Source organism: Pelagibacterium lentulum (assembly GCF_003992625.1).
Taxonomy (GTDB): Bacteria; Pseudomonadota; Alphaproteobacteria; order Rhizobiales; family Devosiaceae; genus Pelagibacterium; species Pelagibacterium lentulum.
This window is the reverse complement of sequence record NZ_RZMW01000008.1, coordinates 260,658-274,411: the sequence shown is the minus strand read 5'-3', so window position 1 is coordinate 274,411 and position 13,754 is coordinate 260,658. Positions and strand designations below refer to the sequence as shown.

Here is a 13,754-nt window from a genome sequence, read left to right as displayed (position 1 = left end):
CGAACCGCAAAACCGTTTCCACTTTTGCTGGACACGCTCTAGCGACTGATTTCAGGACGATAAATGTGATTTTGCCGCAACCGGCGGCTGATCCAACCGTAAACCTGTTTCGTAACGCACCTATAACAATTTCAAGGTCAGGTGCATGCCGCAACAACATATCGCCGTCGTCGGTTCCGGAATTGCGGGTCTTTCCGCGGCATGGCTTCTATCCAAGTCACACAAGGTTACGTTGTTCGAGCGCGAGCGGCGCATTGGCGGCCATACCAATACGGTGAATGCGACGACGGCGGACGGGCCAGTGCCGGTCGATACCGGCTTTATCGTCTTTAACGAAACCAACTATCCCAATCTGACTGCATTGTTCGATCACCTGAAGGTGGCAACGGCGCCCGCGCATATGGGGTTTGCCGTTTCACTCGGCGAAGGACGGCTCGAATATAACGGCGAGAAACTCGTCGGCATGTTCGGCCAAAAGCGCAATCTGCTGCGGTTGGACCATTGGCGACTGGTTCAGGATCTCGTGCGCTTCTTTCACAGTGCGGAGCGCGATATTGTCGAAATGCCTGCCGATATGACAATTGCAGAGTTTCTGCACGAAGGCGGCTACTCGCAGAGCTTTGTTGAAAACCATATTCTGCCGGTCTCGGCGGCCATCTGGTCGACGCCATCGCGTGGTATGCTGTCATTTCCCGCGCATACCTTTGTAAAGTTCTTTGCAAATCACGGGCTGTTAAAAATTGTCGGGCGGCCTGCGTGGCGGTCGGTTATGGGAGGGTCGCAGGAATATGTGTCCCGTATCCTTGCCGACACGCGGATGGACGTCAGGCAGGGTGTCGATATCAAGGCGATACGACGCCATACCAATGGCGTGGAGATTGTCGATGAACAGGGCATTTCCCAGAGCTTTGACGAAGTTGTGCTGGCTTGCCACGCCGATCAGGCGCTCAAGCTGCTTGATGATGCCTCGATTAAGGAACGGAATGTGCTGTCTGCGTTTCGTTTTTCAAAAAATCGCGCAGTGCTGCATACCGACAGTTCCTTTATGCCGAAGCGCCGCCACCTATGGTGTGCCTGGAACTATCTTCGCCCCGACGTTGAACGTGACGATGCGCTGAGCGTTACATACTGGATGAACCGGTTGCAGCCGTTGCCGACACGAACCGATCTCTTTGTGACACTCAATCCGTATAAGGAGTTTGCACCGGGAACGGTTCAGTACGAAACCGAGTACGAGCATCCTTTATTCGATGCGGCGGCAATCGACGCACAATCATCCTTTTCGCGTATTCAGGGCGTCAATCGCACCTGGTTTGCGGGTGCCTGGCTTGGCTACGGATTTCATGAAGACGGTTTGCAAGCCGGGCTGGAAGTTGCCGAACGGATCGGCCTCCTCGAGCGGCCTTGGAAAGTTGCAAATGCCCGTGCGAGAATTGCGCATAACTGGATGCAGGGAGAGCCAGCCAAATGGGCGGCGGAATAGAACCTGACAAGCCTGCTCACGCGGGCGCAATCTATGTGGGTGAGGTCGTACACAAGCGTGCGCGACCCAAGATACACAGCTTGCGCTACAAAGTGTTTTCTCTGCTCGTCGATCTCGATGAGGTCGAGGCAATGGCAAAACAGTTCAAGTTCTTTTCCGTCAACAAATGGAACCTGTTCTCATTGAAGTTCTCCGATTTCGGAGCAAGGGATGGCTGCAATCCTGCCAAATTTGCGCGAAACAGGGCGGTTCTTGCGGGTATAGGCCATAAGGTTTCGCGGGTGAGAATGCTGTTTTACCCCCGCATACTCGGCTACGCCTTCAATCCTCTGACGGTCTATTATCTTGAAGATGCGAACGGCGCCCCCGTTATGCTTATCTATGAGGTTCGCAATACATTTGGGGAACATCATTTCTATCAGCAGGTCGTGGACGCTCGGGCCGACGGCGAAATCATGCACAACGCAAAAAAAGCCTTCTACGTCTCCCCATTCAATACGCTGGAGGGAAACTACCGGTTTTCGGTCAAGCCACCTGCTGAGACCGTGTTTAATGGGATAACACTGAGCACGGATCGTGGCGCGGTATTGACGGCATGGTTCTCTGGAGCGCGCCGGGAGTTCAGTGATTCCATGATCGCAAAGCTCAGTCTTGCATATCCGTTAATGACCATTAAGATTATGGCAGGCATCCATTGGGAAGCTTTCAAGCTTTGGTTGAAGGGGGTGCCGCATACTTTGGGTTTGCGCAAAGATCTCCATGCCGGGACGCAGGAGGTAAGCGCAAAAGAGTTGGACGCAGGGCGAGGGCGGTATGAGTAACGCCGTGGTACGGCGCAGTGGGCGGGGCGCAAGTCTCGGGACGCGCATTTCATCATTTGCACTTGAGAAAATCGGCGCGGCGCTGCTTGGAATACCCAGGAAGGGTGCCGTTACAGTTACCCTGCCTAGCGGGCGTTGCCGCACGCTAGGCGACGCGAGCAGTGGGCTGCATGCCTATCTCCGGCTTAAGAACTTCAACGTACTCGGCGAAGCGATGCGACGCGGTACCGTTGGATTTGCCGCGGCTTATATAAACGGCGACATCGAGATGGAGGACCTGACGAAGATGTTCAGGTTCTTCCTTCAGAACCGCGATATTTTTGATAATGCCAATCCTGGGCTTTTCAGGCGCGCCGCGCAGGATCTTGCCTATCATATGGCGCGCCCCAATACGCGCGAGGGCTCCAAGCAGAACATTTCCGAGCATTACGACCTCGGCAACGACTTTTATGCGGAATGGCTGGACCCGACCATGACCTATTCGTCGGCCTATTTCGGCGCCGAAGAGCAGAGCCTGGAGGAAGCGCAATACGCCAAATACCGGCGCATCATTGAAATGGCAGATGTAAAACCCGGTTCGAGCATTTTGGAGATCGGGTGCGGCTGGGGTGGATTTGCCGAAACGGTGGCCAAAGAGGTGGGAGCCAATCTGCGGGGTATCACCCTCTCACGCGAGCAGCTCAAGTACGGGCTGGAGCGGCTTGAGCGGCAGGGACTGAACGACAAGGCAAAGCTTGTTTTTGAGGACTATCGGGATACCAAGGGACAGTTCGACCATGTTGCATCGATTGAAATGATCGAGGCGGTTGGCGAAGAACACTGGCCGCAATATTTCCAAACGGTCCATGATCGGCTCAAGCCGGGCGGAACGGCCGCCATTCAGGCAATCACCATTCTCGAAAAAGAGTTTGAGACTTATAAATCCGGCCCCGACTTCATCCAGCGTTACATCTTCCCCGGCGGCATGCTGCTTACCAAGGCAGCAATGCGCGAGCATGCCGAAAAAAGTGGGCTGATTCTGGAAAATGTCGATTGCTTCCGTCACAGCTATGCAAAGACGCTCCGGCTTTGGCGGGAGCGTTTCGTGGACCGTTGGCCGGAAATCGCCAAACTGGGCTATAGCGAAGCGTTCAGACGCAAATGGATATATTATCTCTCATATTGCGAGGCTGGCTTTACCGAAGGCTTTATTGATGTCGGAATCTATCAGTATCGCCGCCCTGAATAGTCCCGTGAGGGACTATTTTCTGGCAATCAGCCGTTTCATTATGGCAAAGAATATAGGGTAGGGCATCAAACCGATCAGTTTGAGCAGCAGCACAAATCGCGTCGGAAAAGCGATTTCAAAGCGCTTGGAATTCAAGAGCCCGTCCGCGATTCTCTTGCCCGCCTTGTCGGCTTCCATGAGAAACGGCATCGGAAAGTCGTTTTTAGCCGTAAGATCGGTTTTTACAAATCCCGGACAGACAATCCGAACCGAAATGTTGTCAGAAGCCAGTTCGGTGCGCATGGTTTCTGCCAGCGTGATCATCGCCGACTTGCCCGAACTATATGCTGCGGAGCGCGGCAGGCCAAAATATCCTGCCACCGAAGCGACCAACGCGATCTCGCCAAAGCCTTGCTTGCGCATTTGGGCAACGACAGGATCGATCACCCGCATTGCGCCAAGCAGGTTGGTATCGATGATCCGGCGAAAGCTTTCATAATCATACGTGCCGGGCTTGGTCACTTCCCAGGCCGCTACGGAAAATACGACGAGATCGATTTTACCAATATCGGCAGCGATTTGCTTGACCGTGTCTTTGACAGCATCGAAATCGGTAACGTCAAGCCGATAGGGCCTTGCATCATGGCTTTCCGCCAGCGCTTGCAAGGGCTCTGTACGACGTCCGGAGATCGCGACCGTCCAACCGCGCGCGACAAGCTCTTTGACGAGAGCGGCCCCAATGCCGGAGCCGCCCCCGAGTACCCAGGCGGTTTTGCTCATGGATCACATTCCGATAAACGGCTGCAGCAGCTTCATGATCCTGCTGCGGAAGTTGAGCTTGGCATCGACCGCAACCAAACAAATGCAATCCTCGCCCATTTCTGCGATCGGCTGGTGATCGACATCCTGATCGTGATCCGCGATATCACCTGGACCAAAGCGCCCGAACCGATCCTTGTAGGCGCCTTTTAGAATCAGTGTGAGTTCATGCCCACCATGCCCATGCTCGGGAACGGCGCGGCCGGCTCCGACCTTGAGCAGCATCAGGCGCGACTGTGCATTGGCACTGACAGGCAAATCGCACGTCCATACACCACCGCCCCTGGCCTTCCATGGCGCGGCATCAAGTCCATCGGGCAGATAACGGACAAGAGGCGCGGGAACGTCCCGAACCTTGGGAATTACGTTTATCGTATCGCCTGCTTCCTTGGGGGTATCAAGGCGTGCAAACAGGCGATCCACAGCGTCATCTTCAACCGGGACCTCCTCTTCTGCGTCCAGAAGGGCTCCACCGATCAGATCGATTCGCTTGATCTGCTCACGGCACGCGGCGCACATGGCCAAATGCGTGGAAATAACCAGGGCATAAGGTTCATCCAGCGTACCGGCGCTGAAAGCCATAAGTGTCGTGATGTCGGGATGATGGACGACGCTCATTGGAGATCCTCCAATACTGGCCGCAATCGCCCATAGGCCAAGCGCAGGCGCGACTTCACCGTGCCCAGAGGAATTCCAAGGGCTGCGGATATGTCAGAATGCGTCATATCGTTCAAAAAGCTCAATTTTACCACTTGTCGCTGATCGTCTGGCAGTGTTTCGAGCGCAGACTTCACTCGTGACACCATTTGTTGCTGTTCAACGACTTGCAGGCCGGTGGGCGTGTCGTCAGTGGCGTCGATTCCGTCAAGATCTTCGTAGGGTTTGTTCGACAGACGCCGCAACTGATCGATGCGCAGATTGCGTGCAATAGTGAATATCCACGTTACGGGTGCACCACGCTCGGGACTGTATAAATGGGCCTTGCGCCACACAGCCAAAAGCGTTTCCTGCACCAGATCCTCAGCCAGAGCGGAATCAGCACCAAGCTTCAACATCATCGACTTAAGCCGCGGTGCCAGCAGGCGAAAAAGTTCCGCCAATGCTTGACGATCCTTTTGCTCCGCAATGCGCGAAAGCAATTCGGCTGGATCGACGATAGGGGCAGTGCCATGTGCCGGCTGGGGTGTGGTGTCACTCATCACTACTGCATACACCATAGCCTCCAATCGTTTTAGTCCTTTACGGAGCAGAAAAACGCCTGGATCACAAAAACAGTGGCGAGCGACAATGAAGGCCTCTCAAGCGCGGGACGCAGCGACCGTTGAGCCGCAATCGAGGGCATCTTCCCGAGGCTAGTGCGAGCGCCGCCACCGACTGGGATGTAACGGCCATACCGGCCGATGACGCTTTTGGCTTCTCACTTGGCATCCTCAATGATTAACGGGTTCTCTTGGTGACCCCATCAACGCTAGCCTGCGGCAGGATAGGGCAATCTTCAAATTCGCCGATGAAGTCCCCCGCGCCATGAGCAATCAGGACATGTCCACCTCCATTGTTGCAGCGCTGGCCAATGTACAGGCCTGTTTCGATTATGAAGCACCACTGCTCGCGGCCGTCGATGCCGCCGAGGACGAAGCTGCGCTCAATGCGATCAAGATAGAGACCGGCTGGCCCTGCGAATAGGAAAACTGGGCCAACTGCCGCCAGTAGCCCGGCCGGTTCCTGGACAATTTCATGGGACGCGGTGGCAAGATCAAATGGGCCGCCCGCTCCTTGGAGTTGTCGGGGTGAAGAACGGAACGGACGACTTCAGAGCGCGAAGGGCTTTGCTCTTGATTAATGCCGAATGCAATGGACGGTTGCGGCTGTAATCTACGTTAAGGCGGAGCAACTCAGTTCTGAAACAGATCTGAAGGTGCCGGTGCGTCGACAGCTATGTAGCTGAAATCGACCAAATGGTTGCGCAGATATATGCGCGCCGCCTCTTCGGCGATTTCAAGGCCGAGGGCCAACTGAAATCGGCGCAAGCCTGCTAGGGTTTCTTCACCGATGCGGACTTTAATTTCATAGGTTTTGTCGAACATGGAAGTATCCTTCTAGCCAGTTTCTGAAGGATAGCCATGCGCGTTGCTCATCGTCACCTTCGGTTTTCCGAAGTGCGTCGCCTCGCCCAAGGCGGCCTAGTCCATCAATTCCGGGGGCAATGTTCCGATCGTGAACAGAACACGCGGCTCATCATAGGAATCGGTTTCGATATCTACTTCCTGAGAAAAAGCCACGACGCCAGCCTTCGTTGGTGCCAGGCGCTCGGCCGTGGCGATGGCGCTCTCCGCTGACTTTGCGCGCTGCAAAGGATCGGACACGAGCTTGCGCCCGCGCTGTTGGAACGACTGAACGATGAACGTAGTGGTCATTGTGCCTCACTGGTCGAGGCAGACCCTAACATCTGCCTGCCGTTCTGTCGGGCCTTTATTTTCCGGCACAATAAGAAACCCGAAGGAGGCATCGACACAGGGCGCCGTCTTGTAAATGTCGACATTTGTGATGCTGCGCGTACGCCCGGCATCAAGACTTGCTGCTGCAGAGGCCTCTCTTTACGTTTATCTAGTCAGTTAGATTGATTTAGCAGCACCACAGGCTGAGGAGAGAAAGGATAAAAAGATTCAGGATCGCTTTATCAGTCCGCGCCGTTCCATTTCGTCTTCCAGCAGAGATATCCACTCTCCGCCCGCCAGAGCCCTTGAATGGAGCCGGGCGTGATAGGAAAGCAACTCATGATCTGCCAGTGCCGCAACACGCGCTGCCCGGTCGATTTCATCAGTTACATCGTCGAACTCGAATTCGATTTTCTTGCCCATGCTTGACTCCGGCCAGCGATGATCGCATTAGGCCGGAGTTACTGACGATGACATTGACATAAGTCAAGTCTCATAAGCTTCAACTTGTAAGCACTATACGAAGAAGATCGGCAGTATTTCTAGCGCACAATTTTTCCATGAGCCGCGCCCGGTGCACCTCTACTGTCCGTGGCGAAATACCGAGATCAAGTCCTACTTCCTTGTTGGACTTGCCCTCAACGAGATGTTGAAGCACTTCGCGCTCCCGTGGTGTGAGCTGGTGAAAGCCCCGGATTTCAACTTTGCGAAGACCGTCGCGGGCCGCGCTGACATGAACATCGCGGCGCAGCGCGTCGCGCACCTTGGTCATAAACGCATCGGGCTCGATCGGTTTTGCAGCGACATCGATCACACCAGTGCGCATGGCTTCGACGGCAAGGTTGATATCGGGTTCATCGATTGTCGCGAAAATCGGCGTGCCGCGGCGCGTGCTTTTGATCTGCCGCAGCACATCGATGCCAAAGGAGAGATTATAGATGAAGATGTCGGGCCAGCGCTTCTCCAGTTCGTCCTCAAGATGCGTGAGGCTGGTTGAGAAACCCGTGAGAAACCCCTCAAGGCGGAATAAGGCCGTGATGCCACCACAAGATGACATGTCGGCATCGACGATATGGACCAGTCGATTGCGATTGAAAACGGACAGATATACTGGTTCTTTGCTCCGTATATCTTTGTCCTTGCTGAATTTCGGTAAGTTCATACTAGCCCCCGCTACTATATAACATGGGGATTCTACACATGAATTTTCGCAATTGTAACTAAGTTTGACTACGTAAGCGCCAAGCAATTGCAGTAGTCATGGATGCGCGAAATGCATTATTTTTGCGCAGTCCCACACGTGCCCCCTGTGCAAGCAGTCTGCGCGAGAATCACTCAATCTTGCAAGAGCTTAGCATTCCGGTGTGTTGGGCAGCGCCGGCAGCTATACTTGGCCGACGCCGTCGCCGATCAGTTGGCCAGGTTGCCTATGTCGGCATCCTTGGAGAATCACCGATGAGCTTCAAAGGCGATGCAGGTGATTCTGCGCCTGGTCAAGGGTCAGCTCGCAAATGGGTTCATGGTGCCTGGCCCTGTGATCCGGTTGATATCCGCCGTGCCAAAATAAGTCACGGCAATAACAATCAGGAGTAGGAGGGCGGCGCCAATTATCATGGTTTTGGATGTCATCCTCGACCATAGGCCCAATTCTGCAAGGACGAAAGCAAACTTCTTGTGACCCGCCGCCTCCGGGCGGCTTTTTTGCATTCAACATATCGATAGGAGGCCATGATGGCCAAAGGCAACCTACAGCGCTGCCTCGAACACCTGTGGCCCTTTGAAGGTGGCTACCCAAGGCATCTCAGACATTTCTGCTGACTCAACGTCGAACCCATGAAATTTCAAAGAGCTCACCGCTGCTTCAAGTGCCTTGAACATTAAGATGATATCGCGAATCTCATAACCTACCTTGGCCTTGCCGTCGTGCATCCCGTTCCACAATCGTTTCCCCGAACATGAAAGACACGGCAGGTCGATGCAAGCGACCGTTCGTCTACGTTCGCTTCTGCGTGGTCCGGTATATTTGACGGATATATAATGACTTTGCCTAGGGCCGGTCTAAGTCCTTGAAATCGCTGGCGCGCCCTACGGGACTCGAACCCGTGTTTCCGCCGTGAAAGGGCGGCGTCCTAGACCGCTAGACGAAGGGCGCAAGCGATGGAGGGGTGTATAGGGGGGGCTTGAGAGATAGGCAATACCCAAAATTCAATTTTTTGATTTTTTAACAGCCACTGAATGTCACGGGCTGGTTGCGACCGCGTGGCCTGTCGCGGACATCGACATGGATAAAGCGCTGTCCGGGATAGCAGCCAAGCCCGCCTACAAGCGAATTGCGCATCGCATATGCAATCAGTCGCTGCTTCTCCACGCCCGGAATATAGAAATCGGCAGCCATGCAACGCGTGTGATAGGATGCTGCCGCACCGCCGACCGAAGCGTTGTGCCAAGGGGTTCGGAAGCCCGAGTTCATCACGACCTTCTGGCCAAAATGCCCCTCAAAATCCCAGATCAGCAGCCGCAGGGCAGGGGTTAGGCATAAGGCGTTGACATTGCCGTGAGCAACGAAAGTGCCCCAGTCCGTCTTCAGGCCGGAATAGCCATGGCCGCTGCTTGAGGCAAACATGGCCATAGGGGCGCAGGCTCCCAAAAGTGTGAGCATGAGCAGAACTGAAGAGATGAAGCGCATAATCTAACCTGTGGATTGTTTGGGAATTCCCGACCACAGGCAAAAAATAACCGGCGGTTGCCTAACCGCCGGTCAATCATCATGGTTAAAAAAGCGCTACCCGTTTACCACGTCCCGGTATTGGCCATTGAGGCCCAAGGCTCCTTGGCAGGCAGGCTGTCGCCCTCCTGAAGCAATTCGATGGAAATGCCATCGGGCGATTTTACAAACGCCATATGACCGTCGCGCGGAGGGCGGTGAATGGTGTAGCCCATATCCTGAAGGTGCTGGCAAAGGGCGTAGATGTCTTTGACGCGGTAGGCCAGATGCCCGAAATTGCGGCCACCCGAATATTCCTCCGGGTCCCAATTGTAGGTCAGCTCGACCTTGGCATCCTCGTCACCAGGGGCGTTCAAGAAAACCAGTGTGAATCGTCCCTTGTCGTTATCGATCCGGCGCGATTCCACAAGGCCGAGGCCATCGCAATAAAAGCGCTTGCTTTCGTCTATATCGGTCACGCGGACCATTGTGTGTAGATACTTCACGTCCTTAAAACCTTTCCGTCTCCGGCAAATAGGACCGGGGCAACAGCAATAACCGGTGCCGTTGCTCTAACATGCGTTACGCTATCAGAACCGCTTTTGCCGGGCCAGCGTTCCACGGCAGACAAAAAGGTTAATCAAATCCAACAAATTTATGAATGGTCCTTAACTTTTCCGTCTGAATCGGCCAATGTGTGACCGAGTAAGTGCAGTACCCGATATGTATGCGGGGTCGAGTTCAAAAAGGCGTGGATGATGGGGGTAAAGGACAGTTCCGGCACCGGGGAGACTGACCGCGACGCGGCTAAGGCAACTCGGTCGGACCAAGAGGGGCAAACCTTCGCCAATTCCGCCGCCGACCTTGATGTCATCGAGGTGGCGGGCGCGATTAAGTGGTTCGATGCCGGCAAGGGATTCGGTTTCATCGTGCCCGATAATGGCGGAGCCGATGTGCTGTTGCACGTAACCTGCCTGCGCAGAGATGGCTATCAGACTGCTTATGAAGGCGCACGCATTGTGGTTGAAGCCCTCAACCGACCTGGCGGCTTACAAGCCTTTCGCGTAATTTCCATGGATGAATCGACCGCCCGGCATCCTGCGCAGATGCCAGTCGCCAAGACCCACGTGCAGGTCGAGCCCACCTCCAAGCTGGAAAGGCTGGAAGTCAAATGGTTCAATCGCGTTCGCGGGTTTGGCTTTCTTTCGGCTGGTGAGGGGCATCCCGATATTTTCATTCACATGGAAACGTTGCGCCGGTTCGGCCTGACGGAATTGCGTCCGGGGCAGTTCGTACTCGCGCGGTACGGCGACGGCCCCAAAGGCCTTATGGTCGCCGAAATTCGCCCCGATGGTTGGGGCGACGCGCCATCTTCGCATTGATAATCCAGTGCATCATATTCGAGCTTTCATATTCGGTCGGCAGGGAATTGCACTCTCCGCGTTTCTGTTGCTGGTTGCTGCCGTCTTTGCCTACTGGGCGCTGGCGCAGGGTGAGGCGCTTGCCGGCGAGGATGTTGTCGTCATCCAGACCGGGAATGGAGCGCATCGATTCAAGGTGGAAGTTGTCGATACAGACGAAAGCCGGGCGCGGGGACTTATGTTCCGCCAGGAACTGGCACCAAATTCTGGAATGCTTTTCGATTTCCTGAGTGAGCGTCCTGTGTCGTTCTGGATGCAGAATACATATATTCCACTCGACATGCTTTTCGTTCTGGCAAATGGCGAAATCGTGCGGATTCACGAAAACGCCCGGCCGCACGATCAGACCCCGATACCGTCCGGACAGCCGGTTAGATTTGTTCTGGAGATCCCCGGAGGGCGATCTGCCGAGCTGGGGATTGCCGAGGGCGACCGCCTGGAGCACCCTCGGGTGAAGCGCTAAGCCTAGCGCACGACGAGTACCGGCACTGTACTCGCCGTCAAGACTTCCGTGGTCTGACTGCCAAGCAGCATTTTCCTCAGGCCCCGGCGTCCGTGCGAGGCCATGACGATCAAATCGCAATTGTTGTCCTGAGCTGTCTCGACAATTGCATCGGCTGCGTAGCTATTGGGTATATGCCGGGTCTCAAATTCAACGCCCGACTCGGTCGCAAATTTACTGGCCTGCGCCAGAATTTCTTCTACGGCCGCACGAATTGAAGCCTCGTAATCGGCAATCGTTGCCGGACCTGCTGCAGCAATGGCACTTGTGGCCCAGACATCGGTGACTGTGACGATCGTGACTTTGGCGCCCACGGTCTTGGCCAGTCGCAGGCCGTGATCGAGCCCTTTGGTGGACAATTCGGAACCATCCGTTGCGATGAGAATGTGCTTATACATAACCTTGTCTCCCAGTTGGTTGACTAACGCTATCACGCGCCAGAGGGTTCAACTTGACCTGCATCAAGCCGTATCGGGAGGTATGTGTCGGAATTGGCGACCCCGACAGGATTCGAACCTGTGACCAATAGCTTAGAAGGCTACTGCTCTATCCAGCTGAGCTACGGGGCCGCATCGGCTCCCTCTAGCGCATATTGCAGACTTTGTCAGGATGCTGAGGCATTTGACGGACAGAAAATACGTTGCCGAGGCGCGCGACCGACTTAAATTATTTGTTTGCTTGACTTTCTGCTTCATCAGCCCGATATGAGCGCAGTTGCCGGTTGGCTGCCGCGTGAGCAGTCCGCTTCCCGATTTCAAATCGGTTCTTAGCGTGCCCCCTACGGGGATGCGCTCAAGTGGCGCCCGGCCTTCCCTAACAGAGTTCCCAAATCACGCGGGGTTCCGACGATTCTGATGCACAAGGCAGTTCGGCCTTGTGAGTGGATCAGAATCGCAACCGCAACACACGACCTCTTGCTTAAAGGGCAGGGGCTGATGTGCATGTTCAAACGGCGCTAGGCAGACTGGCGCCGCATGAAGGATAAATTTTGAATAGATTTGAAGCCCTTGGGCTCAATACACAGATTCTGCATTCGGTCGAGACACTCGGCTTCGATGAGCCTACCCCCATTCAGACTCAGGCTATCCCCGTGGCATTGTCTGGTCGTGACATTCTGGGGCTGGCTCAAACCGGAACAGGCAAGACCGCCGCATTCGGCCTGCCGCTGATCCATCATCTGATGGCTCTGCCGGGACGCCCGGCACCAAAGACAATCAAGTCCCTGATTCTTGCGCCTACCCGCGAGCTTGTGAACCAGATCGCAGTGAACCTGCGCGGATTTACCAAAGGGACCCCCATCAAGGTCAATTGCGTCGTGGGTGGCATGTCTATACACGCCCAGATCAAGGCCCTGGCCTTCGGCAGCGACATACTGGTTGCCACGCCGGGCCGTCTTCTCGATCTGGTAAAACGGCAGGCTGTCAGGCTCGATAGCGCCAGATACCTGGTGCTCGATGAAGCAGACCAGATGCTCGATCTCGGCTTTATCCACGCCCTGCGCGAAATTTCCCGACTGGTCGGTCATCCGCGGCAGAGCTTTCTGTTTTCCGCAACGATGCCGAAACAAATGGCCGAAATAGCTGGCTCTTACCTTACCGACCCCGTCCGGATCGAAGTGTCAGCACCTGGTAAGGCCGCCGACAAAATCGCGCAAAGCGTGCATTTCGTTGACGCCAAGGAAAAGGCTGAACTGCTAAAGACGCTGCTCGCACAGGATACCGAAGCCCTTTCATTGGTTTTTGCCCGTACCAAGCACGGTGCGGAAAAGCTCATGAAGCAACTGGTTCAGGCCGGATTTGCGGCTGGTTCAATTCACGGCAACAAGAGCCAAGGACATCGCGATCGTACTTTGAAAGCCTTTCGCAACGGCGAGATTCGCGTGCTTGTGGCAACCGACGTTGCGGCGCGTGGCATTGATATTCCCGGTGTCAGCCATGTCTATAATTTTGAGCTCCCTGAAGTTGCCGAAAATTATGTCCATCGCATTGGGCGCACCGCCCGTGCTGGAGCTGAAGGCGAGGCAATAGCGTTCTGTGCTCCTGCGGAATTCGGCCTTCTCAGGGCTGTTGAGAAACTGATGAACATAGCGATTGAAACCGACAGCGGTGAGCGTCCTCAACGCGTTCCGAAAATCGAGCGCCAAGGACGAAATGGCAAGGCAAAGCCGAGATCGAAGAATGCAGGGCATGGTGGCAACAAACCGGCCAATGCGTTCGATCCGTTAAAGGCCGCAAGTCGCCATAGCCGCAAAAAGCAGCGGCCGAAATACGGGGCAAAGGCAGCCTGATTATCCTCAAGGTTCCTGTCCACAAAGACTGGGCTAAGCGCATTGCGTTTAGCCCTTTTTGTTTGTGCGAAATTC

General features: G+C 54.9%; 18 protein-coding genes and 2 tRNA genes. 7 read left to right on the top strand and 13 right to left on the bottom strand.

Annotation, left to right across the window (positions count from 1 at the left end; genetic code table 11):
• Positions 1 to 145: 145 nt before the first annotated feature.
• Genes EO133_RS03120 through EO133_RS03110 form a run of 3 tightly spaced genes read left to right on the top strand, consistent with a single transcriptional unit; the run spans position 146 to position 3,532 of the window.
• On the top strand, positions 146 to 1,483 hold the full coding sequence (locus EO133_RS03120) for an NAD(P)/FAD-dependent oxidoreductase (RefSeq protein WP_127071199.1): 1,338 nt from the start codon (positions 146 to 148) through the stop codon (positions 1,481 to 1,483).
• On the top strand, positions 1,468 to 2,304 hold the full coding sequence (locus EO133_RS03115; RefSeq protein ID WP_127071198.1) for a DUF1365 domain-containing protein: 837 nt from the start codon (positions 1,468 to 1,470) through the stop codon (positions 2,302 to 2,304). Before EO133_RS03120 ends, EO133_RS03115 begins: the two co-directional genes overlap by 16 nt.
• On the top strand, positions 2,297 to 3,532 hold the full coding sequence (locus tag EO133_RS03110) for an SAM-dependent methyltransferase (protein ID WP_127071197.1): 1,236 nt from the start codon (positions 2,297 to 2,299) through the stop codon (positions 3,530 to 3,532). The genes EO133_RS03115 and EO133_RS03110 overlap by 8 nt, the downstream gene beginning before the upstream one ends.
• A gap of 12 nt (positions 3,533 to 3,544) precedes the next feature.
• Here EO133_RS03110 and EO133_RS03105 read toward each other — a convergent pair whose 3' ends face one another.
• The 3 genes from EO133_RS03105 to EO133_RS03095 are packed head-to-tail and all read right to left on the bottom strand — an operon-like array spanning position 3,545 to position 5,547.
• On the bottom strand, positions 3,545 to 4,291 hold the full coding sequence (locus tag EO133_RS03105) for an SDR family NAD(P)-dependent oxidoreductase (RefSeq protein ID WP_127071196.1): 747 nt from the start codon (positions 4,289 to 4,291) through the stop codon (positions 3,545 to 3,547).
• Positions 4,292 to 4,294: 3 nt separating this feature from the next.
• On the bottom strand, positions 4,295 to 4,948 hold the full coding sequence (locus EO133_RS03100; protein ID WP_127071195.1) for a ChrR family anti-sigma-E factor: 654 nt from the start codon (positions 4,946 to 4,948) through the stop codon (positions 4,295 to 4,297).
• The gene (locus EO133_RS03095) at positions 4,945 to 5,547 is read right to left on the bottom strand and encodes a sigma-70 family RNA polymerase sigma factor (protein WP_127071194.1); all 603 of its coding nucleotides are present in this window, start codon (positions 5,545 to 5,547) and stop codon (positions 4,945 to 4,947) included. The genes EO133_RS03100 and EO133_RS03095 overlap by 4 nt, the downstream gene beginning before the upstream one ends.
• 244 nt (positions 5,548 to 5,791) lie before the next feature.
• Between EO133_RS03095 and EO133_RS03090 the strand changes: the two genes are divergently transcribed.
• On the top strand, positions 5,792 to 6,013 hold the full coding sequence (locus EO133_RS03090) for a DUF4376 domain-containing protein (RefSeq protein ID WP_486813335.1): 222 nt from the start codon (positions 5,792 to 5,794) through the stop codon (positions 6,011 to 6,013).
• A gap of 209 nt (positions 6,014 to 6,222) precedes the next feature.
• On the opposite strand, the gene EO133_RS03085 is transcribed toward EO133_RS03090, so the two are convergent.
• From EO133_RS03085 to EO133_RS03050, 8 genes are all read right to left on the bottom strand, one after another.
• Complete coding sequence (locus tag EO133_RS03085) at positions 6,223 to 6,414, bottom strand: hypothetical protein (RefSeq protein WP_127071192.1); 192 nt, start codon at positions 6,412 to 6,414, stop codon at positions 6,223 to 6,225.
• Between the two features lie 96 nt (positions 6,415 to 6,510).
• Positions 6,511 to 6,744 carry a hypothetical protein gene (locus tag EO133_RS03080; protein WP_127071191.1) on the bottom strand — a complete coding sequence of 78 codons (234 nt, stop codon included), beginning with the start codon at positions 6,742 to 6,744 and terminating at the stop codon, positions 6,511 to 6,513.
• Positions 6,745 to 6,993: 249 nt separating this feature from the next.
• Complete coding sequence (locus tag EO133_RS03075; protein ID WP_127071190.1) at positions 6,994 to 7,188, bottom strand: hypothetical protein; 195 nt, start codon at positions 7,186 to 7,188, stop codon at positions 6,994 to 6,996.
• A 79-nt stretch (positions 7,189 to 7,267) separates the two neighbouring features.
• The gene (locus EO133_RS03070; RefSeq protein ID WP_127071189.1) at positions 7,268 to 7,927 is read right to left on the bottom strand and encodes a response regulator transcription factor; all 660 of its coding nucleotides are present in this window, start codon (positions 7,925 to 7,927) and stop codon (positions 7,268 to 7,270) included.
• A 584-nt stretch (positions 7,928 to 8,511) separates the two neighbouring features.
• A complete protein-coding gene (locus EO133_RS03065; RefSeq protein ID WP_127071188.1) occupies positions 8,512 to 8,694 on the bottom strand; it encodes a hypothetical protein in 183 nt (60 codons plus the stop codon).
• A gap of 147 nt (positions 8,695 to 8,841) precedes the next feature.
• Positions 8,842 to 8,917: transfer RNA gene (locus tag EO133_RS03060), tRNA-Glu, on the bottom strand.
• A gap of 69 nt (positions 8,918 to 8,986) precedes the next feature.
• Positions 8,987 to 9,394 (bottom strand): YcbK family protein, encoded by a 408-nt coding sequence (locus EO133_RS03055; protein WP_164734856.1) that lies wholly within the window; start codon positions 9,392 to 9,394, stop codon positions 8,987 to 8,989.
• A gap of 161 nt (positions 9,395 to 9,555) precedes the next feature.
• Entirely contained in the window at positions 9,556 to 9,975 is a 420-nt protein-coding gene (locus EO133_RS03050) for a VOC family protein (protein WP_127071186.1), read from the bottom strand.
• Positions 9,976 to 10,224: 249 nt separating this feature from the next.
• Here EO133_RS03050 and EO133_RS03045 point away from each other — a divergent pair, with 249 nt between their 5' ends.
• Positions 10,225 to 10,851 carry a cold-shock protein gene (locus EO133_RS03045; RefSeq protein WP_244640769.1) on the top strand — a complete coding sequence of 209 codons (627 nt, stop codon included), beginning with the start codon at positions 10,225 to 10,227 and terminating at the stop codon, positions 10,849 to 10,851.
• 7 nt (positions 10,852 to 10,858) lie between these two features.
• Complete coding sequence (locus EO133_RS03040) at positions 10,859 to 11,353, top strand: DUF192 domain-containing protein (RefSeq protein WP_244640771.1); 495 nt, start codon at positions 10,859 to 10,861, stop codon at positions 11,351 to 11,353.
• Between the two features lie 2 nt (positions 11,354 to 11,355).
• On the opposite strand, the gene EO133_RS03035 is transcribed toward EO133_RS03040, so the two are convergent.
• Together EO133_RS03035 and EO133_RS03030 are read right to left on the bottom strand one after the other, a co-directional pair.
• Positions 11,356 to 11,790, bottom strand: a complete 435-nt coding sequence (locus EO133_RS03035) for a universal stress protein (protein WP_127071184.1) — start codon at positions 11,788 to 11,790, stop codon at positions 11,356 to 11,358.
• Positions 11,791 to 11,884: 94 nt separating this feature from the next.
• Positions 11,885 to 11,961, bottom strand: a tRNA-Arg gene (locus EO133_RS03030).
• Positions 11,962 to 12,380: 419 nt separating this feature from the next.
• Between EO133_RS03030 and EO133_RS03025 the strand changes: the two genes are divergently transcribed.
• On the top strand, positions 12,381 to 13,679 hold the full coding sequence (locus tag EO133_RS03025; RefSeq protein WP_127071183.1) for a DEAD/DEAH box helicase: 1,299 nt from the start codon (positions 12,381 to 12,383) through the stop codon (positions 13,677 to 13,679).
• Positions 13,680 to 13,754 lie beyond the last annotated feature (75 nt).